At 39.3% G+C, this 25,513-nt stretch carries 40 protein-coding genes; 3 read left to right on the top strand and 37 right to left on the bottom strand.

All coding sequences use genetic code 11. From position 1 onward, the window contains the following. Positions 1 to 4: 4 nt before the first annotated feature. The 37 genes from IGL23_RS01195 to rpsL form a co-directional block, all read right to left on the bottom strand. Complete coding sequence (locus IGL23_RS01195) at positions 5 to 1,204, bottom strand: DUF819 family protein (RefSeq protein WP_002356229.1); 1,200 nt, start codon at positions 1,202 to 1,204, stop codon at positions 5 to 7. A gap of 16 nt (positions 1,205 to 1,220) precedes the next feature. Next, a complete protein-coding gene (locus IGL23_RS01190) occupies positions 1,221 to 1,433 on the bottom strand; it encodes a hypothetical protein (RefSeq protein WP_002387511.1) in 213 nt (70 codons plus the stop codon). A 45-nt stretch (positions 1,434 to 1,478) separates the two neighbouring features. After that, positions 1,479 to 1,862, bottom strand: a complete 384-nt coding sequence (gene rplQ / locus IGL23_RS01185; RefSeq protein WP_002356228.1) for a 50S ribosomal protein L17 — start codon at positions 1,860 to 1,862, stop codon at positions 1,479 to 1,481. 73 nt (positions 1,863 to 1,935) lie between these two features. After that, positions 1,936 to 2,874 (bottom strand): DNA-directed RNA polymerase subunit alpha, encoded by a 939-nt coding sequence (locus tag IGL23_RS01180; protein WP_033594623.1) that lies wholly within the window; start codon positions 2,872 to 2,874, stop codon positions 1,936 to 1,938. A gap of 80 nt (positions 2,875 to 2,954) precedes the next feature. Next, positions 2,955 to 3,344: a 30S ribosomal protein S11 gene (rpsK, locus tag IGL23_RS01175; RefSeq protein ID WP_002356226.1), complete on the bottom strand. Its 390-nt coding sequence runs from the start codon at positions 3,342 to 3,344 to the stop codon at positions 2,955 to 2,957. Between the two features lie 27 nt (positions 3,345 to 3,371). Continuing rightward, complete coding sequence (gene rpsM, locus IGL23_RS01170) at positions 3,372 to 3,737, bottom strand: 30S ribosomal protein S13 (RefSeq protein WP_002356225.1); 366 nt, start codon at positions 3,735 to 3,737, stop codon at positions 3,372 to 3,374. 19 nt (positions 3,738 to 3,756) lie between these two features. Beyond that, positions 3,757 to 3,873, bottom strand: a complete 117-nt coding sequence (gene rpmJ, locus IGL23_RS01165) for a 50S ribosomal protein L36 (RefSeq protein WP_002288710.1) — start codon at positions 3,871 to 3,873, stop codon at positions 3,757 to 3,759. 32 nt (positions 3,874 to 3,905) lie between these two features. Next, complete coding sequence (gene infA / locus IGL23_RS01160; RefSeq protein WP_002356224.1) at positions 3,906 to 4,124, bottom strand: translation initiation factor IF-1; 219 nt, start codon at positions 4,122 to 4,124, stop codon at positions 3,906 to 3,908. Between the two features lie 210 nt (positions 4,125 to 4,334). Continuing rightward, on the bottom strand, positions 4,335 to 4,985 hold the full coding sequence (locus IGL23_RS01155) for an adenylate kinase (protein WP_002356223.1): 651 nt from the start codon (positions 4,983 to 4,985) through the stop codon (positions 4,335 to 4,337). 86 nt (positions 4,986 to 5,071) lie between these two features. Continuing rightward, positions 5,072 to 6,370 carry a preprotein translocase subunit SecY gene (secY, locus tag IGL23_RS01150; protein WP_002359350.1) on the bottom strand — a complete coding sequence of 433 codons (1,299 nt, stop codon included), beginning with the start codon at positions 6,368 to 6,370 and terminating at the stop codon, positions 5,072 to 5,074. Continuing rightward, positions 6,371 to 6,811, bottom strand: a complete 441-nt coding sequence (rplO, locus tag IGL23_RS01145) for a 50S ribosomal protein L15 (protein ID WP_002356221.1) — start codon at positions 6,809 to 6,811, stop codon at positions 6,371 to 6,373. A gap of 47 nt (positions 6,812 to 6,858) precedes the next feature. Further along, positions 6,859 to 7,038, bottom strand: coding sequence for a 50S ribosomal protein L30 (gene rpmD, locus IGL23_RS01140; protein WP_002356220.1), 180 nt, complete (start codon positions 7,036 to 7,038; stop codon positions 6,859 to 6,861). Positions 7,039 to 7,052: 14 nt separating this feature from the next. After that, a complete protein-coding gene (gene rpsE / locus IGL23_RS01135; protein ID WP_002356219.1) occupies positions 7,053 to 7,553 on the bottom strand; it encodes a 30S ribosomal protein S5 in 501 nt (166 codons plus the stop codon). 20 nt (positions 7,554 to 7,573) lie between these two features. After that, the gene (gene rplR / locus IGL23_RS01130; protein WP_002356218.1) at positions 7,574 to 7,930 is read right to left on the bottom strand and encodes a 50S ribosomal protein L18; all 357 of its coding nucleotides are present in this window, start codon (positions 7,928 to 7,930) and stop codon (positions 7,574 to 7,576) included. 160 nt (positions 7,931 to 8,090) lie between these two features. Next, positions 8,091 to 8,627 carry a 50S ribosomal protein L6 gene (gene rplF, locus IGL23_RS01125; protein WP_002356217.1) on the bottom strand — a complete coding sequence of 179 codons (537 nt, stop codon included), beginning with the start codon at positions 8,625 to 8,627 and terminating at the stop codon, positions 8,091 to 8,093. Between the two features lie 31 nt (positions 8,628 to 8,658). Beyond that, a complete protein-coding gene (gene rpsH, locus IGL23_RS01120) occupies positions 8,659 to 9,057 on the bottom strand; it encodes a 30S ribosomal protein S8 (protein WP_002356215.1) in 399 nt (132 codons plus the stop codon). A 35-nt stretch (positions 9,058 to 9,092) separates the two neighbouring features. After that, positions 9,093 to 9,278, bottom strand: coding sequence for a type Z 30S ribosomal protein S14 (locus IGL23_RS01115; RefSeq protein ID WP_002356214.1), 186 nt, complete (start codon positions 9,276 to 9,278; stop codon positions 9,093 to 9,095). An 18-nt stretch (positions 9,279 to 9,296) separates the two neighbouring features. Next, the gene (gene rplE, locus IGL23_RS01110) at positions 9,297 to 9,836 is read right to left on the bottom strand and encodes a 50S ribosomal protein L5 (RefSeq protein WP_002356213.1); all 540 of its coding nucleotides are present in this window, start codon (positions 9,834 to 9,836) and stop codon (positions 9,297 to 9,299) included. Between the two features lie 25 nt (positions 9,837 to 9,861). Further along, positions 9,862 to 10,173, bottom strand: coding sequence for a 50S ribosomal protein L24 (gene rplX, locus IGL23_RS01105; protein WP_002356212.1), 312 nt, complete (start codon positions 10,171 to 10,173; stop codon positions 9,862 to 9,864). A gap of 35 nt (positions 10,174 to 10,208) precedes the next feature. Beyond that, positions 10,209 to 10,577, bottom strand: coding sequence for a 50S ribosomal protein L14 (gene rplN / locus IGL23_RS01100; RefSeq protein WP_002356211.1), 369 nt, complete (start codon positions 10,575 to 10,577; stop codon positions 10,209 to 10,211). Positions 10,578 to 10,634: 57 nt separating this feature from the next. Beyond that, on the bottom strand, positions 10,635 to 10,901 hold the full coding sequence (rpsQ, locus tag IGL23_RS01095; protein ID WP_002359348.1) for a 30S ribosomal protein S17: 267 nt from the start codon (positions 10,899 to 10,901) through the stop codon (positions 10,635 to 10,637). 23 nt (positions 10,902 to 10,924) lie between these two features. Further along, a complete protein-coding gene (gene rpmC / locus IGL23_RS01090; protein ID WP_002383858.1) occupies positions 10,925 to 11,113 on the bottom strand; it encodes a 50S ribosomal protein L29 in 189 nt (62 codons plus the stop codon). Next, positions 11,103 to 11,537 (bottom strand): 50S ribosomal protein L16, encoded by a 435-nt coding sequence (rplP, locus tag IGL23_RS01085; protein WP_002356208.1) that lies wholly within the window; start codon positions 11,535 to 11,537, stop codon positions 11,103 to 11,105. Before rplP ends, rpmC begins: the two co-directional genes overlap by 11 nt. A 2-nt stretch (positions 11,538 to 11,539) precedes the next feature. Then, on the bottom strand, positions 11,540 to 12,196 hold the full coding sequence (gene rpsC, locus IGL23_RS01080; RefSeq protein WP_002356207.1) for a 30S ribosomal protein S3: 657 nt from the start codon (positions 12,194 to 12,196) through the stop codon (positions 11,540 to 11,542). A 66-nt stretch (positions 12,197 to 12,262) separates the two neighbouring features. Then, positions 12,263 to 12,610: a 50S ribosomal protein L22 gene (rplV, locus tag IGL23_RS01075; RefSeq protein ID WP_002356206.1), complete on the bottom strand. Its 348-nt coding sequence runs from the start codon at positions 12,608 to 12,610 to the stop codon at positions 12,263 to 12,265. Positions 12,611 to 12,631: 21 nt separating this feature from the next. Beyond that, the gene (rpsS, locus tag IGL23_RS01070) at positions 12,632 to 12,910 is read right to left on the bottom strand and encodes a 30S ribosomal protein S19 (protein WP_002356205.1); all 279 of its coding nucleotides are present in this window, start codon (positions 12,908 to 12,910) and stop codon (positions 12,632 to 12,634) included. A 42-nt stretch (positions 12,911 to 12,952) separates the two neighbouring features. Beyond that, positions 12,953 to 13,783: a 50S ribosomal protein L2 gene (rplB, locus tag IGL23_RS01065; protein ID WP_002356204.1), complete on the bottom strand. Its 831-nt coding sequence runs from the start codon at positions 13,781 to 13,783 to the stop codon at positions 12,953 to 12,955. A 39-nt stretch (positions 13,784 to 13,822) separates the two neighbouring features. After that, entirely contained in the window at positions 13,823 to 14,113 is a 291-nt protein-coding gene (locus IGL23_RS01060; RefSeq protein ID WP_002356203.1) for a 50S ribosomal protein L23, read from the bottom strand. Next, positions 14,113 to 14,736 carry a 50S ribosomal protein L4 gene (gene rplD, locus IGL23_RS01055; RefSeq protein WP_002356200.1) on the bottom strand — a complete coding sequence of 208 codons (624 nt, stop codon included), beginning with the start codon at positions 14,734 to 14,736 and terminating at the stop codon, positions 14,113 to 14,115. The genes IGL23_RS01060 and rplD overlap by 1 nt, the downstream gene beginning before the upstream one ends. 25 nt (positions 14,737 to 14,761) lie before the next feature. Beyond that, a complete protein-coding gene (rplC, locus tag IGL23_RS01050; RefSeq protein WP_002356199.1) occupies positions 14,762 to 15,391 on the bottom strand; it encodes a 50S ribosomal protein L3 in 630 nt (209 codons plus the stop codon). A 21-nt stretch (positions 15,392 to 15,412) separates the two neighbouring features. Beyond that, positions 15,413 to 15,721, bottom strand: coding sequence for a 30S ribosomal protein S10 (gene rpsJ / locus IGL23_RS01045; RefSeq protein WP_002389727.1), 309 nt, complete (start codon positions 15,719 to 15,721; stop codon positions 15,413 to 15,415). A 348-nt stretch (positions 15,722 to 16,069) separates the two neighbouring features. Further along, a complete protein-coding gene (locus tag IGL23_RS01040; RefSeq protein WP_002389616.1) occupies positions 16,070 to 17,236 on the bottom strand; it encodes an SAM-dependent methyltransferase in 1,167 nt (388 codons plus the stop codon). A 270-nt stretch (positions 17,237 to 17,506) separates the two neighbouring features. Next, complete coding sequence (gene thiD, locus IGL23_RS01035; protein ID WP_002368563.1) at positions 17,507 to 18,331, bottom strand: bifunctional hydroxymethylpyrimidine kinase/phosphomethylpyrimidine kinase; 825 nt, start codon at positions 18,329 to 18,331, stop codon at positions 17,507 to 17,509. 180 nt (positions 18,332 to 18,511) lie between these two features. Then, complete coding sequence (gene tuf / locus IGL23_RS01030) at positions 18,512 to 19,699, bottom strand: elongation factor Tu (RefSeq protein ID WP_002356194.1); 1,188 nt, start codon at positions 19,697 to 19,699, stop codon at positions 18,512 to 18,514. 150 nt (positions 19,700 to 19,849) lie between these two features. After that, the gene (gene fusA / locus IGL23_RS01025) at positions 19,850 to 21,931 is read right to left on the bottom strand and encodes an elongation factor G (protein WP_002356192.1); all 2,082 of its coding nucleotides are present in this window, start codon (positions 21,929 to 21,931) and stop codon (positions 19,850 to 19,852) included. A gap of 83 nt (positions 21,932 to 22,014) precedes the next feature. Beyond that, positions 22,015 to 22,485, bottom strand: coding sequence for a 30S ribosomal protein S7 (gene rpsG, locus IGL23_RS01020; RefSeq protein WP_002356191.1), 471 nt, complete (start codon positions 22,483 to 22,485; stop codon positions 22,015 to 22,017). 55 nt (positions 22,486 to 22,540) lie between these two features. After that, complete coding sequence (gene rpsL / locus IGL23_RS01015) at positions 22,541 to 22,954, bottom strand: 30S ribosomal protein S12 (RefSeq protein ID WP_002356190.1); 414 nt, start codon at positions 22,952 to 22,954, stop codon at positions 22,541 to 22,543. Between the two features lie 344 nt (positions 22,955 to 23,298). Between rpsL and rpiA the strand changes: the two genes are divergently transcribed. From rpiA to gpmA, 3 genes are all read left to right on the top strand, one after another. Then, the gene (rpiA, locus tag IGL23_RS01010) at positions 23,299 to 23,979 is read left to right on the top strand and encodes a ribose-5-phosphate isomerase RpiA (protein ID WP_002363468.1); all 681 of its coding nucleotides are present in this window, start codon (positions 23,299 to 23,301) and stop codon (positions 23,977 to 23,979) included. Positions 23,980 to 24,020: 41 nt separating this feature from the next. Next, positions 24,021 to 24,596, top strand: a complete 576-nt coding sequence (locus IGL23_RS01005; RefSeq protein WP_002356188.1) for a recombinase family protein — start codon at positions 24,021 to 24,023, stop codon at positions 24,594 to 24,596. A 174-nt stretch (positions 24,597 to 24,770) separates the two neighbouring features. Further along, entirely contained in the window at positions 24,771 to 25,457 is a 687-nt protein-coding gene (gene gpmA / locus IGL23_RS01000; RefSeq protein ID WP_002359343.1) for a 2,3-diphosphoglycerate-dependent phosphoglycerate mutase, read from the top strand. Positions 25,458 to 25,513 lie beyond the last annotated feature (56 nt).

Genomic DNA, 25,513 nt, shown 5'->3' with positions numbered 1-25,513 from the left:
GTTTCTACAAACTTAATAAAATACTTGAAAAAATACCCGCTAAAATAACCGAAACAATGGTGACTGTTACGAAACCTGCCACTAACATCGGTGGCATTAAATGGCTCGTTAAAGCCGCCTGTTCTTGTTCATCTTCTGTCAATGATTGAATCACTTCATTAGTAATAATATAATCGGCTGGAAAGCCATATAAAGCTGTCAACGAAACAGCGAATGCCATCTCTTTACTCACACCTAATACACGACCAACAATTGCTGAAAAGATGTACATCCCGATAACACCAATCACAATAATCCCAATCATTGGTAAAAATAAATCCATCAACATTTCAGGTGTGGCTTGTTTTAAGCCATCAAAGACAAAAAGCATTAACCCTAAAATCGCAAAACCAAAGCTATTTGCTTTCTGCAATGGTTGCTTTTCTAAAAAGCCTAAAGACGTTGCAATCACGCCAAAACATAAACACAGCACAAAAGGACTAATCGTCACAAACGGTGCCGTCCACACAGAAACATAATAAGCGAGTGTGGCAACTAAGGCTAAACGTAAAATTCGTGAATAATCTGTATGATATCGTTTGGGTACTTTTTCAAATAGTTTAGGCACATCTGGTTCTGCTCCTGTTTCTTGCCCCTCTTGTTCATGAACCGGCTGCCATGTCCCTGCTCGATATTCTTGAAGCTTCCGCTTTCCTTCTTTTTTTAGAACAATTGAAGTTAAGGGATAACCTGCAAACCCTTGAATGACATAAATTAAAATTGCCAAAACTGAAAGTGAGGCTAAACCAGCTGATTGAGCCGCTTCTGACATTACTAATGAAGAAACTAAACCTCCTACTAACGGCGGGATTGCAACTAAAACTGTTTTTAAATCAAAAACAAAAGTCCCTACAGCTAACAACAAGGCAATAATGCCCAGAATGCCTGACAAAGCAATCACAATCGTTTTCCATTGATTAACCAATTCTTTAACAGAGAGCAGAGTGCCCATATTAGTAATCAACAGATACATTAATAAAGTGGCAACCACTGTAGGAATCCCTGCCACTTCCACAATATTTTGTGGAAAAATAGTCCAATAACCAAGAATAAATAAAACACCACAAACAAAAACAGATGGAATCCAAGCTTTTGTTTTGATAGAAACTACATCACCAATGTATAAAATAACCATCAGCAACGAAAAAGCAAACATTTGCGACATATAATTCCCCCTTCTACTAACTCAGATGTTTAATTATCTGAAAATTCCAATTAATAATCAGTATAACAAACCGGAAAAGCTTCTGCAATGCTTTTAAGAAACAAAAAAGCTTTGAGAAAACAGCGTTTTCCCAAAGCAAAAAAAAATCACCTTTATATGATGAGTGCTCCCCTGCTAAAGCCATCTTTAGCAGGGAAAGCAGAGCTAGACTCGGAGTCGCCTCCAACATCATAACACTCTAAAAGAAACATCTATAAAGTGATCGGTTTATTAATTATTTAACAAATTCGATAACTACCATTGGTGCTGCATCGCCGCGTCTTGGTTCTGTCTTCAAGATACGAGTGTAACCACCTTGGCGTTCCGCGAAACGAGGTCCTAAATCGTTAAATAGCTTTTGTAAAGCTGATTCAACAACGATAGACTCATCTTCTTCACGAACACTAGCAACTTCATTACGAACGAAAGTAGCTGCTTGACGACGTGCATGAAGATCTCCACGTTTACCTAAAGTAATCATTTTTTCTACAGTTGAACGTACTTCTTTCGCACGAGCTTCAGTAGTTACGATGCGTTCGTTGATGATTAAATCAGTTGTAATATCACGTAGCATAGCTTTACGTTGGCTTGATGTGCGTCCTAATTTACGGTAACTCACGTTGGGTTCCCTCCTTCGTTTCTGTTCTCACGAGCCACTGCTGTTAAGCAGGACTGGAAACTTCGTAAAAGTCTTAATCGTCCTTACGTAATCCTAATCCTAGATCATGCAATTTAAGTTTTACTTCTTCAAGAGATTTACGACCTAAATTACGTACTTTGATCATTTCTGGTTCAGATTTGTTTGTAAGTTCTTGTACAGTATTAATGCCTGCACGTTTTAAACAGTTATATGAACGAACTGATAAATCAAGTTCTTCAATCGTCATTTCTAGCATTTTCTCTTTTTGAGTTTCTTCTTTTTCCACCATGATTTCAGCGTTTTTCGCTTCGTCAGTAAGGTTTACAAAGATATCTAAATGCTCAGTCATGATTTTCGCAGCTAAACTTAGTGCTTCTTGAGGAATGATTGAACCATCTGTCCATATTTCCATTGTTAATTTGTCGAAATCATCACGACGACCAACACGTGTATTTTCTACTTGGTAGTTAACACGACGAATGGGTGTGTAGATGGAATCAACTGGAAGTACACCGATTGGCATATCTTCTTTTTTGTTTTCGTCTGCTTGAACATAGCCACGACCAGGTTTCACTGTTAAGCGAGCATGGAAAGTAGCTCCTTCAGCAACACTACAGATAACTAAATCTTTATTTAGGATCTCAACATCACTGTCCACGATAATATCGCCGGCAGTCACGGTAGCGGGTCCTGTAATATCGATCTCAAGGGTTTTCTCTTCTTCAGCATATAATTTCAATGCTAAGCCTTTAATATTCAAAATAATTTGTGTTACGTCTTCTCGTACACCTGGAATGGTTGAGAATTCGTGTAAAACACCATCGATTTGAATATTCGTAATTGCAGCTCCTGGTAAAGAAGACAATAAAATACGACGTAGAGAGTTACCTAAAGTAGTTCCGTAACCGCGTTCTAATGGTTCAACGACGAACTTACCATAATCTCTATTTTCATCAATTTTTTCGATTCTTGGTTTTTCAAATTCAATCATTCTTATCTATACCCCTTTCAAAACGAAAAGTGTCTTGTTCAATGACGTTCCTAATTCAAACTCAGAATGAGTGGCGCTCATTAAACACGACGGCGTTTTGGAGGGCGGCATCCATTATGAGGAACTGGAGTCACGTCACGAATTGCAGTCACTTCTAAACCTGTTGCTTGTAATGAACGAATTGCTGCTTCACGTCCAGAACCAGGTCCTTTAACTGTTACGTCTACAGTTTTAAGTCCATGTTCCATTGCCACTTTAGTTGCGGCTTCTGCAGCCATTTGAGCGGCAAAAGGAGTTGATTTTTTGCTTCCTTTAAAGCCTAATGATCCTGCTGATGACCATGCTAATGCATTACCATGTGTATCAGTAATCATTACGATTGTATTGTTGAATGTAGAATGGATATGTGCTACACCTGATTCTATATTCTTTTTGACACGGCGTTTACGACTAACTTTTTTTGCTGCCATGAAGTTCTAACCTCCTTCACTTAGGAATTATTTTTTCTTGCCTGCTACTGTTTTAGTAGGGCCTTTACGAGTACGTGCATTATTTTTCGTGTTTTGTCCACGAGTTGGTAATCCACGACGGTGACGGATTCCACGGTATGAACCGATTTCCATCAAGCGTTTGATGTTTAAGTTCACTTCACGACGAAGATCCCCTTCAACTTTTAACTTATCAATTTCCGCACGAATCGCATCTGTTTGTTCGTTTGTTAAATCACGTACACGAACATCTTCAGATACGCCAACGTTTGCTAAAACTTTTTTAGCTGTAGTGTTACCAATACCATAAATGTAAGTAAGAGAAACTACTACACGTTTGTCACGAGGGATGTCTACTCCTGCAATACGAGCCATTATTCGTTACACCTCCTAATTATCCTTGACGTTGTTTATGTTTTGGATTTGCTGGGCAAATAACCATAACACGTCCTTTACGGCGAATTACTTTACAATGTTCACACATTGGTTTTACTGATGGTCTTACTTTCATGATAATACCTCCTGTGGTTTTACGGAGTACAATTATTTAAAGCGATAAGTAATACGGCCACGCGTTAAATCATACGGTGATAATTCAACTGTTACTTTGTCACCAGGTAAGATACGGATGTAGTGCATACGGATTTTACCTGAAACAGTAGCAAGAACTTGGTGTCCATTTTCTAGTTCGACTTTAAACATTGCATTCGGCAAAGTTTCGACGACTGTACCTTCGACTTCAATCATATCTTCTTTTGCCACGCACAGTACCTCCTTGTACTTGTTTCGCGTTTTCACACGATAAAACGGCGGAAACTCCAGCTCCCACCTAGAAATTCTCAACTAACTTCGTTATTCATTTTGATGTCACAAAACTGTAGAAGTCGGACTGATATATTCTACCATATTTAGTTATGTTTTGGCAAGAGAAACTGAATACAACAACAGGGTTAAACTGCGGGCAATTGGAAATTAGTTTTCGTCAATGATTTTTTTCACATCAGAAAAAACAGTATCGATTTCGCGATTGCCATCGATTGTATGCATCAAGCCTTGTTCTTTATAGAAAGCTAAGATTGGTGCGCTACTTTCAATGTTGACTGCCAAACGATTTTTAACCGTTTCGGGCTTATCATCTTCTCTTTGGTAGAATTCATGTCCGCCACAGCGATCACAAGTGCCTTCAACTTTTGGCGGGTTGAATAATTTATGATACGTTGCGCCACATGTGCGACAGATGAATCGTCCAGCTAAACGCTCGATTAATACATCTTCTTCTACATGGATGTCAATGACAGCATCAATTTTTTTGTTTAATTCTTTAAGCATTGTATCTAATGCTTTTGCTTGATCCAGTGTACGTGGGAAACCATCTAATAGGAATCCTTTGTCTGTATCTGGTTCAGCAAGGCGTTCTTTAACAATTCCGTTTGTTACTTCGTCAGGAACCAGTTCACCTTTATCGATATAAGATTTCGCTTCTAGGCCCAAGGCAGTTTCATTTTTCATTGCTGCACGGAACATATCTCCAGTAGAAATATGTGGAATGCCATACGTATCAATGATTTTTTCTGCTTGGGTGCCTTTACCTGCTCCAGGTAATCCCATTAAAATGAGGTTCATATATTCTCCTCCTAATTTTAAAGACCGGCTTATGAAGCTAGCCATATGTGAGAATGGTGCTGAGGTAAAACCTCAACACTCGATTCTTACTTATTGATAAAGCCGACATATTGACGTTTCATCATTAATCCTTCTAATTGTTTCGTTGTTTCTAATGCAACCCCGATAACGATTAGTAAACTTGTTCCACCTAAACCGATTGATTGAGGTAAGTTCCAAACCATTTGCGCAATGATTGGAAGTAAAGCAACAAGTCCTAGGAAAATTGAGCCGACAACACTTAATCTCATTAACACGCCAGATACATATTCTTCTGTACCTTTACCTGGCCGCACGCTTGGAATGTAGCTTCCTTGTTTTTGTAAGTTTTCCGCTAATTTCTCAGGGTTTACTTGAACAAATGCATAGAAGAACGTAAACGCAACGATTAGGACAGTATAGATGATTGCCCCTGGAACTGTGTTATAACTGAAGATTTTTGTCATAATGTCATACCAATTTTCACCAGCGAATTTTGATGAGAAAGCTTGTAAAATGGCATTTGGTGTTGCAATTAACGAGCTGGCAAAGATAACTGGAATAACCCCAGCAGCATTTACTTTTAACGGTAAATAACTACTTGTTGGTGCACCAGAAACACGTTTTGTATATTGGATTGGAATCTTACGTTCTGCTTGTTGGAAGAACGTTACGACTGTAACAATCACCAAAATAGCAATAACTAAGATTGCAATGAAAATAACAGATTGCCAAATACGAGAAGACTCGATATTGACGAAGTAATCTTCATAGATTTCTTTGACTGCTCCTGGCAAACGAGAAATAATCCCGGCAAAGATAATCATTGAAACACCATTTCCGATTCCTTTTTCTGTAATTTGTTCACCCATCCAAGTCACAAACATCGTCCCAGCAGTTAAAATAACTGCAATCATCACAAAGGTACCTAAGGTTGGATTGTTGACAATCCCAGTTTGACTTAAGCTATTAAAACCAGCAGTGATCCCCATTGACTGAGCCACACCCAAGACAATCGTTAGATATCTTGTTGCTTGATTTAATTTCTTACGCCCAACTTCCCCTTGTTTTGACCATTCTACAAATCTAGGTACAATATCCATTTGCAATAGTTGAATAATAATAGAGGCTGTAATGTATGGCGAAACCCCCATCGAGAAGATAGAGAAGTTTTGCATGGCACTACCACTCACCATATTCAACATATTCAAAAAGGGTAAGCTACTTAAATCAGACAATCCCTTTGCATTCACCCCGGGCACAGTAATGTGCGCACCTAGGCGAAATACAAACAAGATTAAAACTGTAAATAAGATTTTTGATCTAATGTCTTTGACTTTAAAGGCGTTCTTTAATAGCTTGAACAATTAGATCACCTCGATTGAACCACCAGCAGCTTCGATAGCTTCTTGTGCTGATTTCGAGAATTTAGCTGCTTTCACAGTTAATTTTTTCGTTAACTCACCATCTGCAAGAACTTTGATTCCCGCTTTTTCGTTTTTAACGATTCCTGCTTCTTTTAGGACAACAGGAGTTACTTCTGTTCCATCTTCAAAACGGTTTAAAGTATCTAAGTTCACAACAGCGTAATCTTTACGATTAATGTTTGTAAACCCACGTTTTGGTAAACGACGGAATAATGGAGTTTGACCCCCTTCAAATCCTAAACGAACACCACCGCCTGAACGGGCTTTTTGCCCTTTTTGTCCACGGCCAGCTGTTTTACCATTACCAGATGAAGTACCACGTCCAACACGGTTACGTACTTGGCGTGAGCCCTCAGCAGGTTTTAATTCATGAAGTTTCATAGGTTTGGCACCTCCTTAAGCAATCTTCTATTACAAATCTATAAATCTTAAACTTCTTCTACGTCCACTAAATGTGAAATAGTGTTAACCATACCTTTGATTGCTTCATTGGCAGGTTTTGTAACAGTACTATTCACTTTACCTAAACCTAACGCTTTAACTGTAGCACGTTGGTTTTGAGGACGTCCGATAACACTGCGTTTTAAAGTAATTTTTAATTCAGCCATTATTTTTGTCCTCCTTAACCGATAATTTCTTCTACAGATTTACCGCGAAGTGCTGCCACTTCTTCGGCACGTTTTAATTGTTTTAGACCTTCAACAGTTGCGCGAACAACGTTAATAGGTGTGTTTGAACCTAGTGATTTAGATGTAATATCTGCTACACCAGCTAATTCCAATACGGCACGAACTGGTCCACCAGCAGCTACCCCAGAACCTTCTACTGCAGGTTTCATAAGGATACGGCCGCCACCGAATACGCCAATTACTTCGTGCGGGATAGTAGAACCAACCATAGGCACTTCAACTAAGTTTTTCTTCGCGTCTTCGATTGCTTTACGGATAGCTTCAGGTACTTCTTGTGCTTTACCAGTACCGAAACCAACGTGTCCGTTTTTGTCACCGACAACAACTAAAGCTGCGAAACGTAAACGACGTCCACCTTTAACAACTTTTGTTACACGGTTGATCGCTACAACGCGGTCTTCTAATTCCAAATGTTTTGGATCAATATAAACCATGAATGGTGTTCCTCCTTCTCCTAAAATTCTAGTCCATTTTCACGAGCAGCTTCAGCTAAAGCTTGCACGCGGCCATGGTAAAGGTATCCACCACGGTCGAAGACTACTTTTTTGATGCCTTTTTCAGCGGCACGTTCAGCAACTAGTTTACCAACAGCTGCAGCTGTTTCTGTTTTTGTTCCACCTGAAATTTCTTTATCCAAGGCAGAGGCACTTGCTAGCGTCACACCCGCTACGTCATCAATGACTTGCGCGTAGATGTTTTTGTTAGAACGGAAAATGTTCAAGCGTGGGCACTCAGCAGTACCAGAGATTTTGTTACGTACACGACGATGTCTCTTTTGACGTGTTTTGTTTTTATCTGGTTTTGTAATCACAATTTTCACCTCTTTGATTTAATGTTTACTACTAATATTTCAAGCAGTCAGCAGATTACGGAAAAGAGAAGCTGGCAGACAAGACAAAAGCATTTTATTGGAAAAATCCCATAAAATGACAGTTGCTTGTTGTTGACTTCTGTTTTCTACACAGCTGTTATTATTTACCAGTTTTACCTTCTTTACGGCGTACAAATTCACCAACATAGCGAATCCCTTTGCCTTTATAAGGTTCTGGAGGACGAACGCCACGGATGTTAGCAGCTAATTCACCAACAACTTCTTTGTTGATGCCTTTAACGATAACTTGTGTGTTCGCAGGTACTTCAAATGTTACGCCTTCTGGTGCTGTCATTTCGACAGGATGAGAATAACCAACGTTTAAAGTTAATTTGTTGCCTTGTACTTGGGCACGGTATCCGACCCCGATAAGTTCAAGTGCTTTTTGGAAACCTTCAGAAACACCAACAACCATGTTGTTGAAGTTTGCACGAGTTGTTCCGTGGATTGTTTTCATTTCTTTTGAATCGTTTGGACGAGTGAATGTCACTTCGTTTCCTTCGATGTTCATTTTGATATCAGAAGAAAATTCGCGTGTTAATTCACCTTTAGGTCCTTTAACTGTAATGTTGTTTCCGTCTTGCTTGATTTCAACACCAGCAGGAAGAACAACAACTTTATTACCAATACGGCTCACTTAGAGACACCTCCTTGTGTATTTTTTAGAATTACCATACGTAGGCGATTACTTCGCCGCCGATATTTTTCGCTCTAGCTTCTTTGTCAGTAATTACACCCTCTGATGTAGAGATGATTGCAATTCCTAGACCGTTTAATACTTTTGGTACTTCGTCAGCTTTTACGTATGCACGTAAACCTGGTTTAGAAATACGTTTTAAGTTTGTGATAACACGTTCTTCGTTTTTACCATATTTTAGGAAAACACGGATTACGCCTTGTTTGTCATCTTCGATGTATTCTACGTCGCGGATAAATCCTTCACGTTTCAGGATTTCTGCGATATCACGTTTGATTTTTGAAGCAGGTACTTCTAAAGTTTCATGTTTAACCATGTTCGCATTACGAATGCGAGTTAGAAAATCTGCAATTGGATCTGTCATGACCATTGAACTATTTACCTCCTTTATGCGAGTTTACTTGTTTACCAGCTAGCTTTCTTCACGCCGGGAATTTGACCTTTATAGGCAAGTTCGCGGAAGCAAATACGGCAAAGATGAAATTTACGATAAACTGAATGTGGACGTCCACAACGTTCACAACGAGTATAAGCTTGTGTTGAATGTTTAGCAGGACGTTTGTTTTTAGCAATCATTGATTTTTTAGCCACGTAGTTCGCCTCCTTATATTATTTTTGGAATGGCATACCTAATTGTGCCAACAATTCGCGAGACTCTTCGTCAGTGTTCGCTGTTGTAACAATTACGATGTCCATACCGCGTACTTTATCTACTAAATCATAATCAACTTCTGGGAAGATTAATTGTTCTTTAATACCTAAAGTATAGTTACCACGACCATCGAAAGCTTTTTTGCTGACACCGTGGAAGTCACGTACACGAGGTAAAGAAACTGTTACTAATTTATCTAAAAATTCGTACATTCTTTCGCCGCGTAGCGTTACTTTCGCACCGATTGGCATTCCTTCACGTAAACGGAATCCAGCGATAGATTTTTTAGCTTTTGTGATAAGTGGTTTTTGACCAGTGATTAATGCTAATTCTTCAACAGCTTTGTCTAAGTTTTTAGCATTTGATACTGCATCACCCACACCCATGTTGATAACGATTTTATCAACTTTAGGTGTTTGCATAACTGAGCTGTAATTAAATTTTTCCACCAATGATGGTGTTACTTCTTTAATATATTTTTCTTTCAGGCGGTTCATTCAGTAAGCCCTCCTTCCGCAATTTTTATTTATCTAAAACTTCACCTGTTTTTTTAGAAACGCGGACTTTTTTGCCGTCGACTTCTTTAAACGCAACTTTAGTAGCTTCTCCGTTTGAAGGATCAATCACCATTACATTAGAAACATGAATTGGCGCTTCCACTTCAAGGATTCCACCTTGTGGGGCTGCTTGGTTTGGTTTTTGGTGTTTTTTAACGACGTTGACACCTTCAACGATAACTTTATCTTGTTTAGGAAACGCTGCTAAGACAACGCCTTCTTTGTTTTTATCTTTACCAGTGATAACTTTTACTTTATCGCCTTTTTTAACAAACATTACTGTTTCGCACCTCCTTTAACGTGGGCTCGAGATTATAATACTTCTGGTGCTAGAGAAACGATCTTCATGAAGTTGTTTTCACGTAATTCACGTGCAACTGGTCCGAAGATACGTGTTCCGCGTGGGCTTTTATCGTCACGGATAATTACCGCAGCATTTTCATCAAATTTGATGTAAGAACCGTCAGCACGACGAGCGCCAGATTTTGTACGAACGATAACGGCTTTAACTACTTCACCTTTTTTAACAACCCCACCTGGCGTTGCTTGTTTGACAGTAGCAACAATAACGTCACCGATGTTAGCAGTTTTACGACCAGATCCGCCTAGGACTTTGATCGTTAAAATTTCACGTGCGCCAGAATTGTCAGCGACTCTTAAACGACTTTCTTGTTGGATCACGATGTGTATCCCCCTTTCAGATTTTGTGCTTCAATCTATTAGGAAATTCTCGTTTTATTAGATAATAACTGCTTCTTCGACTACCTCTAGTAAACGGAAACGTTTTGTAGCTGATAATGGACGAGTTTCCATGATTTTTACGATGTCTCCAACTTTCGCTGTGTTGTTTTCATCATGCGCTTTATATTTTTTAGAATATTTCATACGTTTGCCATAGATAGGGTGGTTTTTCTTTGTTTCAACGACAACTGTGATTGTTTTATCCATTTTGTCTGATACCACGCGACCTTGGTAAACTTTACGTTGATTTCTTTCTTCAGTCATACGCGTTTGGCCTCCTTCCACTATTAGTTAGCTTGTTCACGCAATACTGTTTTGATGCGTGCAATCGATTGACGTACTTCTTTAATACGTGCAGTGTTTTCTAATTGACCTGTTGCTAATTGGAATCTTAAGTTGAACAATTCTTCTTTTAATTGTTTTTCTTTATCTAGCATTTCGGCAGTGGTTAATTCTCTGATTTCTTTAACCTTCATTCGATTCACCACCCATTTCCTCACGTTTTACGATCTTAGTTTTTACCGGCAATTTGTGAGATGCAAGACGAAGAGCTTCACGAGCTACTTCTTCAGGAACGCCTGCGATTTCAAACATGATTTTACCACGTTTAACTGGTGATACCCAGCCTTCTGGTGCCCCTTTACCTTTACCCATACGTACGCCGATAGCTTTACTTGTGTAAGACTTGTGAGGGAAAATTTTAATCCATACTTTCCCGCCACGTTTCATGTAACGAGTCATTGCAATACGGGCTGCTTCGATTTGACGGTTAGTAATCCAGTGAGATTCAGTTGCTTGTAAACCCCATTCACCAAATGCTACTTCTTTTCCGCCTTTAGCTTCACCGCGCATTTTTCCGCGGAATTCACGACGGTGTTTTACACGTTTAGGTACTAACATGATTATTTCCCTCCTTTCTCAGTGTTTTTTTTCGTTGGAAGAATTTCTCCACGATAGATCCACACTTTAACTCCTAGTTTTCCGTAAGTAGTGTCCGCTTCTTCCCATGCGTAATCAATGTCCGCACGTAATGTGTGAAGTGGTACAGTTCCTTCAGAGTATCCTTCTGAACGAGCGATATCCGCACCGTTTAGACGACCTGATACTTGAGTTTTGATTCCTTTAGCGCCAGCACGCATTGCGCGTTGGATAGCTTGTTTTTGAGCACGACGGAAAGCAACACGGTTTTCTAATTGACGTGCAATTCCTTCGCCTACTAATTTTGCATCTAAATCTGGTTTTTTGATTTCAACGATGTTGATGTGAACTCGTTTGCCAGTTAATTTATTTAATTCTTTTCTTAGGTTTTCGACTTCAGATCCGCCTTTACCGATAACCATACCTGGTTTAGCTGTGTGAATTGAAATGTTAACACGGTTTGCAGCGCGTTCGATTTCAATTGTAGATACAGCAGCATCAGCAAGTTTTGTTGCGATAAATTTACGGATTCTTAAATCTTCGTGTAAGAATTCAGCATACTCTTTTTCAGCATACCATTTCGCATCCCAGTCGCGGATGATGCCTACACGCATTCCAATTGGATGTACTTTTTGACCCACTGATTGTCCCTCCTCTTAAATGTTTAAGCTCTGTTTTCATAAAGAAAACAGCCTATTTCATGAGACTTATTTCTCTGTTACAACTACTGTGATGTGACTAGTACGTTTGTTGATTGGTGAAGCTGAACCTTTTGCACGAGGACGGAAACGTTTCATTGTTGGTCCTTCGTTAACAAATGCTTCAGATACGACTAAGCTTTCAACGTCTAAGTCAAAGTTGTTTTCTGCGTTAGCAACTGCTGACATTAAAACTTTTTCAATGATTCCAGCAGACTTGTTCGGTGTGAATTTCAAGATTGAAATTGCATCCGCAACGCTTTTCCCTCTGATAAGATCGATTACTAAACGTGCTTTACGAGGTGAAGTGCGAACTGTTTTTGCAGTTGCTTTAGCTGATGTAATTTGTTCTGACATTTGCATATCCTCCCCTCAAAATTAGCGTTTAGTTTTTTTATCGTCAGCAACGTGGCCACGATAAGTTCTAGTTGGTGCAAATTCACCTAATTTATGTCCTACCATGTCTTCTTGAATGTAAACAGGGACATGTTTCCGTCCATCATATACAGCGATTGTGAAACCTACGAATGATGGAAAAATTGTAGAGCGGCGAGACCAAGTTTTAATTACTTTTTTCTTTTCGGCACCTTGTTGTGCTTCGACCTTTTTCATCAAATGATCATCGACGAAAGGTCCTTTTTTTAAACTACGACCCATGGTGAACCTCCTCTCAAAATGTACGACACATGGTCAAAAAAATTATTTAGTACGACGACGAACGATAAGTTTGTCTGATTTAGCTTTTTTATTACGTGTTTTGTATCCAATTGCTGGTTGACCCCATGGAGATACTGGCGCTTTACGTCCAATTGGTGTTTTACCTTCACCACCACCGTGTGGGTGATCGTTAGGGTTCATTACGCTACCACGAACAGTTGGGCGTTTACGCATCCAACGAGAGCGGCCAGCTTTACCAATGTTGATTAATTCGTGTTGTTCGTTACCAACTGAACCGATTGTTGCACGGCAAGTTGCTAAGATCATACGAACTTCGCCAGAGTTTAAGCGGATTAATACGTATTTGCCTTCTTTACCAAGTACTTGCGCGCTTGTTCCAGCTGAACGGATTAATTGTCCACCTTTACCAGGTTTCATTTCAATGTTGTGGATAACTGTACCAACTGGAATGTTTTCCAATGGTAATGCGTTACCTACTTTAATATCTGCTTCTGGACCAGATACTAGGCGCATGCCTACTTCTAATCCTTTTGGTGCTAAGATGTATGCCTTAACCCCGTCTTCGTAATGAACTAACGCGATGTTAGCAGAACGGTTTGGATCGTACTCGATCGTTTTAACAACCGCTGCGACGTTATCTTTATTACGTTTGAAGTCAATCACACGGTATTGACGTTTGTGACCGCCACCTTGGTGACGAACCGTAATGCGACCGTTGTTGTTACGACCGGCATTGTTTTTTAATGGCTGTAACAATGATTTTTCTGGTGTTGAAGTTGTGATTTCAGCGAAATCAGAACTTGTCATGTTACGACGGCCATTTGTGGTAGGTTTGTACTTTTTAATCGCCACGTCTTATTTCCCTCCTACGTTGATATTGTTCAGGACTGCTTATTCAGCAGCTTCGAATAATTGAATTTCTTTTGAATCTTCAGTTAATGTAACGATCGCTTTGCGACGTTTTTTTGTATAACCTGCATATTTACCCATGCGTTTGAATTTTGGACGCACGTTTAAGATGTTTACGTTTGCTACTTTAACATCGAATGCTGATTCAACAGCTTGTTTTACTAAAGTTTTGTTTGCGCGAGTGTCCACTTCGAAAGTATATTTCTTTTCGTCCATAGCTAACATGGATTTTTCAGTGATCACTGGGCGTTTGATTACGTCTAGTAATTCCATTATGCAAGCACCTCCTCAATTTGAGTAAGAGCTGTTTGTGTTGCCAAGACTTTGTTAGCTGACACAACATCTAACACACTAACGTTATCAGAAGTTACTACAGAAACGTTTGGTAAGTTACGAGCTGATAAAGCTGCAAAGTCGTTACCATTTTCTAAAACAACTAATACTTTAGTATCGATAGACAAGTTAGCAAGAACTTGTTTGAATTCTTTTGTTTTTGGTGCATCGAAGCTTAAACCTTCTACTGCTACCAAGTTATTTTCAGCAACTTTGTCTGATAATACAGATTTCATTGCTAAGCGACGAACTTTTTTAGGAAGTTTGTAGCTGTATGAACGCGGTGTTGGTCCAAAGACTACGCCACCTCCACGCCATTGTGGTGAACGGATTGAACCTTGACGAGCACGACCAGTTCCTTTTTGACGCCATGGTTTGCGGCCACCGCCACGAACAGCGCTACGGTTTTTAACTGCGTGTGTTCCTTGTCTTAATGAAGCACGTTGCATGATGATTGCATCATAGACAACACTTTCATTAGGTTCGATTCCGAAGATTTCTTCATTTAAAGTGATTTCACCGTTTTGAGTTCCATCTTGTTTGAATAATGCTACATTCGGCATTCCTTAGTTCCTCCTTTCCCTACACTTATTTAGCTTTCACAGCTGATTTGATTGTGATTAAAGATTTTTTCGCTCCAGGAATGTTTCCTTTGATTAAGATAACATTTCTTTCTACGTCCACTTTAACAACTTCAAGGTTTTGAATTGTTACGCGGTCGCCACCCATACGGCCGGCTAGTCGTTTATTTTTAAATACACGGTTAGGCGCTACTGGACCCATTGACCCAGGACGACGGTGATAACGAGAACCATGAGACATAGGTCCGCGGCTTTGGCCGTGACGTTTGATTGCCCCTTGGAATCCTTTACCTTTCGTAGTACCTGTAACATCAACAACGTCTCCTGCTTGGAAAACATCTACTTTGATTTCTTTACCTACTTCATATTCTCCTAGCTCAACATTCTTGAATTCTTTAATGAAGCGCTTAGGAGCCGTGTTTGCTTTTGCAACATGACCTTTCGCAGGTTTGTTTGATAAAACTTCACGTTTGTCTTGGTAACCAACTTGGATAGCTTCGTATCCGTCAGTTTCAACAGTTTTTACTTGTAAAACTACGTTTGGCGTAGCTTCAACTACTGTTACTGGAATTAATTCACCAGACTCAGTAAAGATTTGTGTCATTCCCACTTTTTTCCCTAAGATTCCTTTGGTCATGAGTACACCTCCATCTTAATTTTATAGTTTGATTTCAATATTAACACCAGACGGTAAGTCAAGCTTCATTAGAGCGTCAACTGTTTTTGGTGTTGGGTTCACAATGTCAATTAGACGTTTGTGAGTACGCATTTCGAATTGTTCGCGAGAATCTTTGTATTTATGAGTCGCACGAATAACTGTGTAAAGTGAGCGTTCTGTTGGTAATGGAATCGGACCTGATACGTCAGCTCCAGTTCTTTTTGCTGTTTCCACAATTTTATCCGCTGATTGATCTAAAATACGGTGTTCATACGCTTTTAAACGGATACGAATTTTTTGTTTTGCCATCTTGTTCCCTCCTTCGCCTATTTTAAAAGTAGACATAGCTCCACGAAAATTTATCCGGCATGCTCGTTCATGGCAAAGCGTCCGAGCGTGTCGCAACCTCTCGCTTCACAGCCGGCAAATCAAATCGTTGATCTACCAATGCTTTTTACACTCCTGTAAACAGCACCTTTTTGATTATACTATGAAAGGATAGTGTTAGCAAGGATTTTCTGCGTTTTTTTGAAAGAATTTTTTCTTGTTTTGAAAAGCATTTGTTTTGTTTTTCAATTCTTTTCATTCTATTTTTATAAAAAAAGAATTTGAGATTCCTTTTTTACCAGAATCTCAAATTCTCTCTTTTTTATTCTATTAACCAATCCGGCGCATTGGAATATCATTGTTATCTGGATGAACCAATAAATATTGAATAACATCAATATTGCTTGCTTGGAATGAGGCTGCACATGCTTGCAAATATAAGTCCCACATTCGATAGAAGCGCTCGCCTTTTTCGTCAACAATTTCTGTTTCTATATTATGGAAGTTTTTTGTCCAATGTTCCAACGTCAATTGATAATCTCTGCGCAAACTTTCCAAGTCAATCACTTGCAAGTCGTTTTCTGTCATATGGCCGACTAGCTCAGTGACACCAGGAATATAGCCACCTGGGAAAATATAACGATTAATCCAAGCATTTTTAGCCCCACCTTGTTGGCGACTGATCCCATGAATCAACGCCGTACCTTTAGGCGCTAAATTCCGCTGAACGACATCAAAATATTCATGTAGATTTTCCGCACCGACATGTTCAAACATCCCAACACTCGTAATATGGTCAAAAGACTCTCCTTTTAAATCACGATAATCCATCAATTTGACAGTCATTCGATCTTGTAGACCTTCTTTTTCTATAATATGGCGAATATGATGAAATTGCTCTTCACTTAATGTAATCCCAGTTGCTTTGGCTCCATATTCTTTCACCGCAGTTAAAATTAACGTGCCCCAGCCGCAGCCAATATCCAGTAAAGTGTCGCCCTCTTTGATAAACAATTTATCTAAAATATGATGAACTTTATTCACTTGCGCTTGTTCTAATGTATCTTCAGGCGTTTTAAAATAAGCACATGAATACGTCATTGTTTGGTCAAGCCATTTTTTGTAAAAATCATTTCCTAGATCGTAATGGCTGTGAATATCCTCTTGCGAACGTTTTTTTGAATGACTTTCTTTAGGAAGCCATTTAATAAATTTAGCATTGTGTAAAAAGCTATCCTTTTGGTTATACACATCATAAATCAGCGCTTGGATATCGCCTTCGATTTCAATTTTGCGATCCATGTAGGCTTCCCCTAAAGTTAACGAAGCGTTATTCAGTAAATCCTTCACAGGAATTTTTTCATTGAATACAATTTTAAAAACCGGATCCCCCGACCCTTGCCCATACTCTTTGACGGTACCATCCCAGTATGTGACTTGTGTCTTTTTTGAAAAAGACCATTTAAACAGTTGACTGTACGTTTCTTTTTCTAACATTGCATTCCCTCCATTAAATACCATTTGAAGCCAAAACAAAAAGAAGTCGCTTTCCGGTAGTTCGTCAAAACAAACACCACAGTCCGTTCTAAACTGAAGCACAGAAAAGTTATCACCCCTTCTATGTTCCGCTTCTTTTTTGCAATTACAGTTCTATTCTACTCCTCTTTTAAAAATTTGAACATTCTTTTAACGTAATACCTACTATTGTTATTCTTTATCACAAAAAAACTAGAGCCAGTCCTTGACAGACTCCTCTAGTTCTAAATATTATTCTTTCTTACGCATCCGTTGTTCCGCATGAGTGTATGCGCCATGCCATACGTGCCCCACATAAGGATTAACTTGAATACCGTGTTTAATCGCCGCCGCTACAAATTTTTTCGCTAAAGTTACTGCTTCTAACACCGAATAACCTTTCGCCAAGCCAGCTGTGATTGCCGCTGAAAAAGTACAACCTGCACCATGATTATAATCAGTAGGATATAATTCATTTTCCAAAAGATGCGCGGTGTGACCATCGTAAAATAAGTCCAGTGCTTTTTCCCCAGCTAAGCGATGTCCCCCTTTAACCACGACATGTTTGGCTCCCATTTGTACAATTCGTTTTGCCGCTTCTTCCATCTCCGCCACGGAAGAAATTTCGCCTAAACCAGATAAGATGCCCGCTTCAATTAAATTAGGCGTGGCAACTAATGCTAATGGCAGTAAATCGTTTTTTAGGCCTTCCACACTTTTGGGTTGCAGAATTTGTGCCGTTCCCTTACAAGCAATGACTGGGTCAATCACGACTTTTTGAATTTTCTCTTGTTTAATGTACTTACTAGCCATTTTAATATTTTGTTCATTGCCCATCATCCCTGTTTTCAAGGCCGCTACTGGGCCGCCTGCAAAAACCGAAATCAATTGTTTTTCTAAGAGCGTTTCTGGCAATTCAGTTACTTCATGTGACCAACCTGTTGTAGGATCCATCGTCACAATCGAGGTTAAACTTGAAAATCCAAAAACTCCATACTCTTCAAATGTTTTTAAATCTGCTTGAATTCCTGCCCCTCCAGTTGAATCGGAGCCTGCAATCGTCAATACTTTTTCCATTAAATCACCTAATCTTTTTCTCCAAGTATACGGAAGAAACAAGTCTGCTAAAACAGCCAATTGGCTTATTTTTTAGCCAGCCAATTTCTAAACAAAAAAAGACCAGAGAATAAATTCTCTGGTCTTACGTCCGAATACCCCAGTTTTTTACGCTGGTTAAAGCTATAGTTAAAAAGTTAATTATTTAACGATTTCAGTAACAACGCCTGAACCTACAGTACGTCCGCCTTCACGAATAGAGAAACGAGTTCCGTCTTCGATAGCGATTGGGTGAATTAATTCAACGTCCATAGCAACGTTATCACCAGGCATTACCATTTCAGTACCTTCTGGCAATTCTACAACACCAGTAACGTCTGTTGTACGGAAGTAGAATTGAGGACGGTAGTTAGTGAAGAATGGAGTGTGACGTCCGCCTTCTTCTTTTGATAATACGTATACTTCAGCTTTGAATTTTGTGTGTGGAGTGATTGTAGCTGGTTTAGCTAATACTTGTCCACGTTCGATATCTTCACGTGCTACACCACGTAATAAAGCACCGATGTTGTCGCCTGCTTCAGCGTAGTCTAATAATTTACGGAACATTTCAACACCTGTAACAGTTGTTTTAGATGTTTCGTCTTTAATACCAACGATTTCAACTTCGTCACCAACGCGAACTTCACCACGTTCAACACGGCCTGTAGCAACAGTACCACGTCCAGTGATTGAGAATACGTCTTCGACTGGCATCATGAATGGTTTGTCAGTATCACGTTCTGGAGTTGGGATATATTCGTCAACTGCAGCCATTAATTCTAAGATTTTTTCTTCATAAGACTCGTCGCCTTCTAAAGCTTTCAAAGCAGAACCTGCGATAACTGGAACATCATCGCCTGGGAAATCGTATTCTGATAATAAGTCACGAACTTCCATTTCTACTAATTCTAATAATTCTTCGTCATCAACCATATCCATTTTGTTTAAGAATACAACGATGTATGGTACACCAACGTTACGTGATAATAAGATATGTTCACGTGTTTGAGGCATAGGACCATCAGCAGCAGAAACTACTAAGATAGCTCCGTCCATTTGAGCAGCACCAGTGATCATGTTTTTAACGTAGTCCGCGTGTCCTGGGCAGTCAACGTGTGCATAGTGACGAGTTTCAGTTTCATATTCGATATGAGAAGTGTTGATTGTGATTCCACGTTCTTTTTCTTCTGGAGCGTTATCGATAGAATCGTAGCTTTGTGCTTCCCCGCCACCGTGTTTTGATAATACAGTAGCAATTGCAGCTGTTAATGTAGTTTTACCATGGTCAACGTGTCCGATAGTACCAATGTTAACATGGGATTTAGAACGGTCAAATTTTTCTTTTGCCATTTTGAATGTTCCTCCTAAAAATATAAATTTTATTGTTTGTTTTATATGTGATAGACGTTACTAAAAATCGTCTGATCATCATAAGCTATTTTACACGAAATCTTGAAAAAAGGATAGTTCTAAAAACAAACCTTTTATTCTCAAGGAAAATTATGCGTTGCCGCCGTTTTTCTTGATGATTTCTTCTTGAACAGACTTAGGTACGTCTTCATAGTGGTCAAATACCATCATAAATGTACCGCGTCCTTGTGTTGCTGAACGTAATGTTGTAGCATAACCAAACATTTCAGCTAAAGGTACCATCGCATTAACGATTTGAGAGTTACCGTGTGCTTCCATACCTTCAACACGTCCACGACGACTTGTTACGTGTCCCATGATATCACCTAAGTAATCTTCAGGAACAGTAATTGTAACTTTCATCATTGGTTCTAAAATAACTGGGTTTGCATTTTTAGCCGCAGCTTTCAATGCCATAGAAGCAGCTACACGGAAGGCCGTTTCATTTGAATCGACATCGTGGTATGAACCATCGTAAAGTTTTGCTTTGATATCAACTAATGGATAACCAGCAAGAACACCGTTGTTCATAGAGTCTTCTAACCCTTTTTCAACTGCTGGGATGTATTCACGAGGAACCACACCACCGACAATTGCGTTTTCAAACTCGAAGCCTTTACCTTCTTCATTTGGTGTAAATTCAACCCATACGTGACCGTATTGTCCTTTACCACCAGACTGACGAACGAATTTACCTTCTGCTTTAGTCGCAGCACGGAATGTTTCGCGGTAAGATACTTGAGGAGCACCTACGTTAGCTTCAACTTTGAATTCACGTTTCATACGGTCTACTAAAACGTCTAAGTGCAATTCACCCATACCAGAGATAACTGTTTCACCAGTTTCAACGTTTGTTTCAACGCGGAATGATGGATCTTCTTCAGCAAGTTTTTGTAGAGCCACGCCCATTTTATCTTGGTCAGCTTTTGATTTAGGTTCAACAGCGACTTGGATAACTGGATCAGGGAATTCAATAGATTCAAGAATAACTGGTGCATCTAATGCACATAATGTATCACCAGTTGTTGTGTCTTTTAGACCAACAGCAGCAGCGATATCACCAGAGTACACTTTGTCAATTTCTTGACGAGTGTTGGCGTGCATTTGTAGGATACGACCGATACGTTCTTTTTTGCCTTTTGAAGCGTTCAATACGTATGAACCACTTTCAAGGACACCAGAATAAACACGGAAGAAAGTTAAACGACCTACGAATGGGTCAGTCATAACTTTAAATGCTAATGAAGCGAAAGGTGCTTCGTCATCAGCTGGACGAGTTGTTTCTTCGTCTGTTTTAGTATCGATCCCTTTGATAGCATCGATATCTAATGGTGATGGTAAGTAATCAAGAACAGCGTCCAACATTAATTGAACCCCTTTATTCTTGAATGCTGAACCAGCTAATACAGGGAAGAACTCAACGTTGATTGTTGCTTGACGGATACCAGCGACTAATTCTTCTTCAGTGATTTCTTCACCTTCAAGATATTTCATCATTAAGTCTTCGTCAGTTTCAGCAACAGCTTCAACTAATTTTTCGCGCCATTCTTGCGCTTTTTCTAAATAATCTTCAGGAATATCAGTTTCTTGAATATCTGTTCCCAAATCATTTGTGTAGATTTCAGCTTTCATTTTAATCAAGTCAATGATTCCAGTGAAGTCTTCTTCAGCTCCGATTGGAATTTGAATTGGATGAGCGTTTGCTTGTAAACGATCATGTAATGATTCTACTGAATAGAAGAAGTCCGCACCGATTTTATCCATTTTGTTACAGAATACAATACGAGGAACTTTATATTCAGTCGCTTGACGCCAAACAGTTTCTGTTTGAGGTTCTACACCTGATTGAGAGTCAAGAACTGTTACCGCACCATCTAATACGCGTAGAGAACGTTGTACTTCAATTGTGAAGTCCACGTGTCCTGGAGTATCGATGATATTTACACGGTAGCCTTTCCACTGTGCAGTTGTCGCAGCGGATGTAATCGTGATACCACGTTCTTGTTCTTGTTCCATCCAGTCCATTTGTGAAGCACCTTCATGGGTTTCACCGATTTTATGGATTTTACCAGTGTAGTACAAGATACGCTCAGTTGTTGTTGTTTTACCAGCATCAACGTGGGCCATGATACCAATGTTACGAGTTTTTTCAAGTGAAAATTCTCTTGCCATTTTGTATGTTTACTCCTCTCTTTATTTAAATCGATTGTAAATTGACTTTCTGCTGCCACTTTACGCGACAGACAGAGAGGATCTTACCAACGATAATGAGCAAATGCGCGGTTTGCGTCTGCCATTTTGTGTGTGTCTTCGCGTTTTTTAACAGAAGCGCCAGTGTTGTTAGCAGCATCCATGATTTCTTTCGCTAGACGTTCTTCCATTGTGTGTTCACCACGTAGACGTGCGTAGTTAACTACCCAACGTAAACCTAAAGTTGTACGACGTTCTGGACGAACTTCAACTGGTACTTGGTAGTTAGAACCCCCAACACGACGTGCTTTAACTTCAAGAACAGGCATAACGTTTTTCATTGCTTGTTCAAAAACTTCCAATGGATCGTTACCTGTAGATTCTTTGATGATATCAAATGAATTATAGATAATGTTAGCAGCAATCCCGCGTTTACCGTCAACCATTACACGGTTGATTAAGCGAGTTACTAATTTTGAGTTATAAATTGGATCTGGTAAAACATCACGTTTTGCAACAGGACCTTTACGAGGCATCCGTAACTCCTCCTTCCGAAATATGATTTTTCAAGTTGTTATTGTCTTATTATAATTAAGCTTTAGGACGTTTTGTACCGTATTTAGAGCGGCTTTGTTTACGGTCGTTAACACCGGCAGTATCAAGCGCACCACGAACGATATGGTAACGTACCCCTGGTAAGTCTTTTACACGTCCACCACGTAATAATACCACGCTGTGTTCTTGTAAGTTGTGACCGATACCTGGGATATAAGCTGTAACTTCGATTAAGTTTGACAAACGAACACGGGCATATTTACGTAAAGCTGAGTTCGGTTTTTTAGGTGTCATCGTACCCACACGTGTACAAACTCCACGTTTTTGCGGAGAGTTAACGTTTGTTTGAGTTTTCTTAAAACTGTTATATCCTTTGTTTAAGGCTGGTGAATCAGATTTTTCTACTTTAGATTTACGAGGTTTACGTACTAATTGGTTAATTGTAGGCATTCCTTGTTCTCCTCCTTCCTTACTTCGCTTCTAGTTCCACACATCCAGGTGGTTCTTTTTTCGCGATAAAAAATAATGCAATCTCTGCACTCTTTATCAAATATGCTTTGATAGACAGTCAGCACGTCCCTATAAGGAACCTGTAGATAAAGCACCTTTGTTAGGATACCACGATAAGTATCAACTGTCAACCCTCTTCTTTCGCCTTTCGAAAAAAAACTTTTCCTTCTATTTAAACGTACTTTTCCTTTAAAAATTTTTATGACTTTTTCAAAAACTTTCTATCTTTTTTAGTTAAATAACGGTACAATATCTTTGACTATTGAAGGGGGCGGAAAACAGCGATGAATCTGAAACAAATGGTAGGAATCGAAGCTGCAAAATATGTAGAAGACGGCATGATTGTCGGTTTGGGTACTGGCTCAACAGCAAAATTTATGGTAGACGAAATTGGTCGTCGCGTAAAAGAAGAAGGATTGTCAATCGTAGGGGTTACTACTTCAAAAGAAACAGAGAAACAAGCCTTGGCCTTGGGCATTCCTTTAAAAAGTATTGATGAGGTTCCGTATGTAGATCTTACGATTGATGGCGCCGATGAAATCAGCGCTGATTTTCAAGGAATCAAAGGCGGTGGCGCTGCCTTACTTTTTGAAAAAATTGTGGCCACTTATTCAAAGAAATGTATTTGGATTGTGGATAAATCAAAAATGGTGGACGATTTAGGGGCTTTCCCACTTCCAGTTGAGGTTGTTCCTTATGGCAGCCGCCAACTAGTGCATTTATTTGAAGAAAAAGGCTATCACCCAACACTTCGTTTAAACGCTGCTGGCGAAACATTGATAACAGATGGAGGCCACCATATCATCGATTTACATTTAGAAAAAATTACAGATCCAGAAGCTTTAGGTTCTTATTTAGACAACTTGGTTGGCGTCGTTGAACACGGCTTATTTTTAAATATGGTTTCTATGGTAATCGTCGGTTATGAAGATGGACCGAAAACCTTACATGTTCCCGCACGTTAAGAATGTGTGAAAAAAGATTATTTATATAGGAAGGATAATATATGAAACGAATTGGTTATGCACGCACAACTATTATTGAAGACGATTTAAAAAATCAACTAACCACTCTCCAATCGTTTGGTTGTGATGATATTTTCCAAGAGACATTTGATCCTCAAGCGGAGATCAGTGTCTTAGACGAAGTCGAAAAACTTCTTTCTGCTGGGGATACACTTATTGTTTGTAAATTGCACCATTTAGGTAAAACAACCCGCCAATTAACAGACTTTATGAAAATGTTAAAGGAAAAACAAGTTGATTTTGTCAGCATTTCAGAAGGAATTGATACTCACCTTCCAACAGGTGAAGCCTATTTCCAATTAATGGAGAGCTTATCTGCGATGGAATGTGCACTAATTAAAGAACGAACACTCGTTGGGCTCCACAAAGCTCGTGAAAACGGAAAAGTAGGTGGACGTCCAAAAATCGATGGACGCACCGTCCGCAAAATCCGTGCATTATATTACGAAAACAAAGAAACCATCCAGTTTATTTCTAATAAATGCGGCGTTTCGGTGGGCACTTGTTATAAGTACATCAATTTACCTGAGACAGATGTCGAACGGCTGTATTCCTAAGAATAAAAAAGAAGTCCTTCATATGGGGCTTCTTTTTTGATTCGATTTCACTCTAATTTTTCAGCAACTTTCACGTTTTTTTACTATTTTCCATTGGAAATCTTGCGCAAAACGGTGTACAATAAACGTGGAAATCTTATTTTCAGAAAACTAAACTCAAAGGAGAGCTTATACATGCCAAAATTAGTTTTTTCTCGTCATGGACTTAGCGAATGGAATGCCTTAAACCAATTTACTGGATGGGCTGACGTAGATTTAGCACCTGAAGGTGTTGAAGAAGCAAAAGAAGGCGGCCGTAAAATTAAAGAAGCAGGCATCGAATTCGACGTTGCTTATACTTCTGTTTTAACTCGTGCCATCAAAACTTGTAACTATTTACTAGAATACTCAGATCAATTATGGGTACCTCAAATCAAATCTTGGCGCTTAAACGAACGTCACTATGGTAAATTACAAGGACTAAACAAAAAAGAAACTGCTGAAAAATACGGAGACGAACAAGTCCACATCTGGCGTCGTTCTTACGATACTCTTCCTCCATTAATGGAAGCAACAGATGAAGGTTCTGCAGCAAACGACCGTCGTTATGCAATGTTAGACCAACGCGATATTCCTGGTGGCGAAAACTTGAAAGTTACTTTGGAACGTGCATTACCATTTTGGCAAGATGAAATTGCGCCAGCTTTAAAAGACAACAAAACTGTCTTAGTAGCGGCTCATGGTAATTCATTACGTGCTTTAGCTAAACACATCGAAGGCATTTCTGATGAAGATATTATGGATCTTGAAATCCCAACAGGTAAACCATTAGTTTATGAATTAAACGATGATTTAACTGTGAAAGAAAAATACTACTTATAAGAACCTGTTTCTTATTAACAAAAGCGGTTTGCCAAGGCAAACCGCTTTTTTATGGA

The sequence above is a fragment of the Enterococcus sp. MSG3299 genome, from assembly GCF_050555765.1.
GTDB classification, from domain to species: Bacteria; Bacillota; Bacilli; order Lactobacillales; family Enterococcaceae; genus Enterococcus; species Enterococcus faecalis.
The sequence above is the reverse complement of the archived record's forward strand: the minus strand, read 5'-3'. Positions and strand labels throughout refer to the sequence as shown.

What these genes read in the sequence shown, in the direction of transcription:
- rplO (WP_002356221.1), bottom strand. Translation starts at nt 6,811, where the DNA reads ATGAAACTTCATGAATTAAAACCTGCTGAGGGCTCACGCCAAGTACGT.
- rplP (WP_002356208.1), bottom strand. Translation starts at nt 11,537, where the DNA reads ATGTTAGTACCTAAACGTGTAAAACACCGTCGTGAATTCCGCGGAAAA.
- rpsH (WP_002356215.1), bottom strand. Translation starts at nt 9,057, where the DNA reads ATGGTCATGACAGATCCAATTGCAGATTTTCTAACTCGCATTCGTAAT.
- rpiA (WP_002363468.1), top strand. Translation starts at nt 23,299, where the DNA reads ATGAATCTGAAACAAATGGTAGGAATCGAAGCTGCAAAATATGTAGAA.
- gpmA (WP_002359343.1), top strand. Translation starts at nt 24,771, where the DNA reads ATGCCAAAATTAGTTTTTTCTCGTCATGGACTTAGCGAATGGAATGCC.
- IGL23_RS01180 (WP_033594623.1), bottom strand. Translation starts at nt 2,874, where the DNA reads ATGATTGAATTTGAAAAACCAAGAATCGAAAAAATTGATGAAAATAGA.
- rplX (WP_002356212.1), bottom strand. Translation starts at nt 10,173, where the DNA reads ATGTTTGTTAAAAAAGGCGATAAAGTAAAAGTTATCACTGGTAAAGAT.
- tuf (WP_002356194.1), bottom strand. Translation starts at nt 19,699, where the DNA reads ATGGCAAAAGAAAAATTTGACCGTTCTAAATCCCATGTTAACATTGGT.
- rpsE (WP_002356219.1), bottom strand. Translation starts at nt 7,553, where the DNA reads ATGGTTTATATTGATCCAAAACATTTGGAATTAGAAGACCGCGTTGTA.
- rplC (WP_002356199.1), bottom strand. Translation starts at nt 15,391, where the DNA reads ATGACCAAAGGAATCTTAGGGAAAAAAGTGGGAATGACACAAATCTTT.
- rpsJ (WP_002389727.1), bottom strand. Translation starts at nt 15,721, where the DNA reads ATGGCAAAACAAAAAATTCGTATCCGTTTAAAAGCGTATGAACACCGT.
- rplV (WP_002356206.1), bottom strand. Translation starts at nt 12,610, where the DNA reads ATGTCAGAACAAATTACATCAGCTAAAGCAACTGCAAAAACAGTTCGC.
- IGL23_RS01155 (WP_002356223.1), bottom strand. Translation starts at nt 4,985, where the DNA reads ATGAACCTCATTTTAATGGGATTACCTGGAGCAGGTAAAGGCACCCAA.
- IGL23_RS01190 (WP_002387511.1), bottom strand. Translation starts at nt 1,433, where the DNA reads ATGTTGGAGGCGACTCCGAGTCTAGCTCTGCTTTCCCTGCTAAAGATG.
- IGL23_RS01060 (WP_002356203.1), bottom strand. Translation starts at nt 14,113, where the DNA reads ATGGAATTACTAGACGTAATCAAACGCCCAGTGATCACTGAAAAATCC.
- IGL23_RS01040 (WP_002389616.1), bottom strand. Translation starts at nt 17,236, where the DNA reads ATGTTAGAAAAAGAAACGTACAGTCAACTGTTTAAATGGTCTTTTTCA.
- thiD (WP_002368563.1), bottom strand. Translation starts at nt 18,331, where the DNA reads ATGGAAAAAGTATTGACGATTGCAGGCTCCGATTCAACTGGAGGGGCA.
- rpmJ (WP_002288710.1), bottom strand. Translation starts at nt 3,873, where the DNA reads ATGAAAGTAAGACCATCAGTAAAACCAATGTGTGAACATTGTAAAGTA.
- rpsG (WP_002356191.1), bottom strand. Translation starts at nt 22,485, where the DNA reads ATGCCTCGTAAAGGTCCTGTTGCAAAACGTGATGTTTTACCAGATCCA.
- rpsM (WP_002356225.1), bottom strand. Translation starts at nt 3,737, where the DNA reads ATGGCTCGTATTGCAGGAGTAGACATCCCTCGTGACAAACGTGTAGTA.
- IGL23_RS01005 (WP_002356188.1), top strand. Translation starts at nt 24,021, where the DNA reads ATGAAACGAATTGGTTATGCACGCACAACTATTATTGAAGACGATTTA.
- fusA (WP_002356192.1), bottom strand. Translation starts at nt 21,931, where the DNA reads ATGGCAAGAGAATTTTCACTTGAAAAAACTCGTAACATTGGTATCATG.
- rpmC (WP_002383858.1), bottom strand. Translation starts at nt 11,113, where the DNA reads ATGAAGGTTAAAGAAATCAGAGAATTAACCACTGCCGAAATGCTAGAT.
- rpsS (WP_002356205.1), bottom strand. Translation starts at nt 12,910, where the DNA reads ATGGGTCGTAGTTTAAAAAAAGGACCTTTCGTCGATGATCATTTGATG.
- rpsL (WP_002356190.1), bottom strand. Translation starts at nt 22,954, where the DNA reads ATGCCTACAATTAACCAATTAGTACGTAAACCTCGTAAATCTAAAGTA.
- rplE (WP_002356213.1), bottom strand. Translation starts at nt 9,836, where the DNA reads ATGAACCGCCTGAAAGAAAAATATATTAAAGAAGTAACACCATCATTG.
- IGL23_RS01195 (WP_002356229.1), bottom strand. Translation starts at nt 1,204, where the DNA reads ATGTCGCAAATGTTTGCTTTTTCGTTGCTGATGGTTATTTTATACATT.
- rpsQ (WP_002359348.1), bottom strand. Translation starts at nt 10,901, where the DNA reads ATGACTGAAGAAAGAAATCAACGTAAAGTTTACCAAGGTCGCGTGGTA.
- rpsK (WP_002356226.1), bottom strand. Translation starts at nt 3,344, where the DNA reads ATGGCAGCAAAAAAAGTTAGTCGTAAACGCCGTGTCAAAAAGAATATA.
- rpmD (WP_002356220.1), bottom strand. Translation starts at nt 7,038, where the DNA reads ATGGCTGAATTAAAAATTACTTTAAAACGCAGTGTTATCGGACGTCCT.
- rplD (WP_002356200.1), bottom strand. Translation starts at nt 14,736, where the DNA reads ATGCCGAATGTAGCATTATTCAAACAAGATGGAACTCAAAACGGTGAA.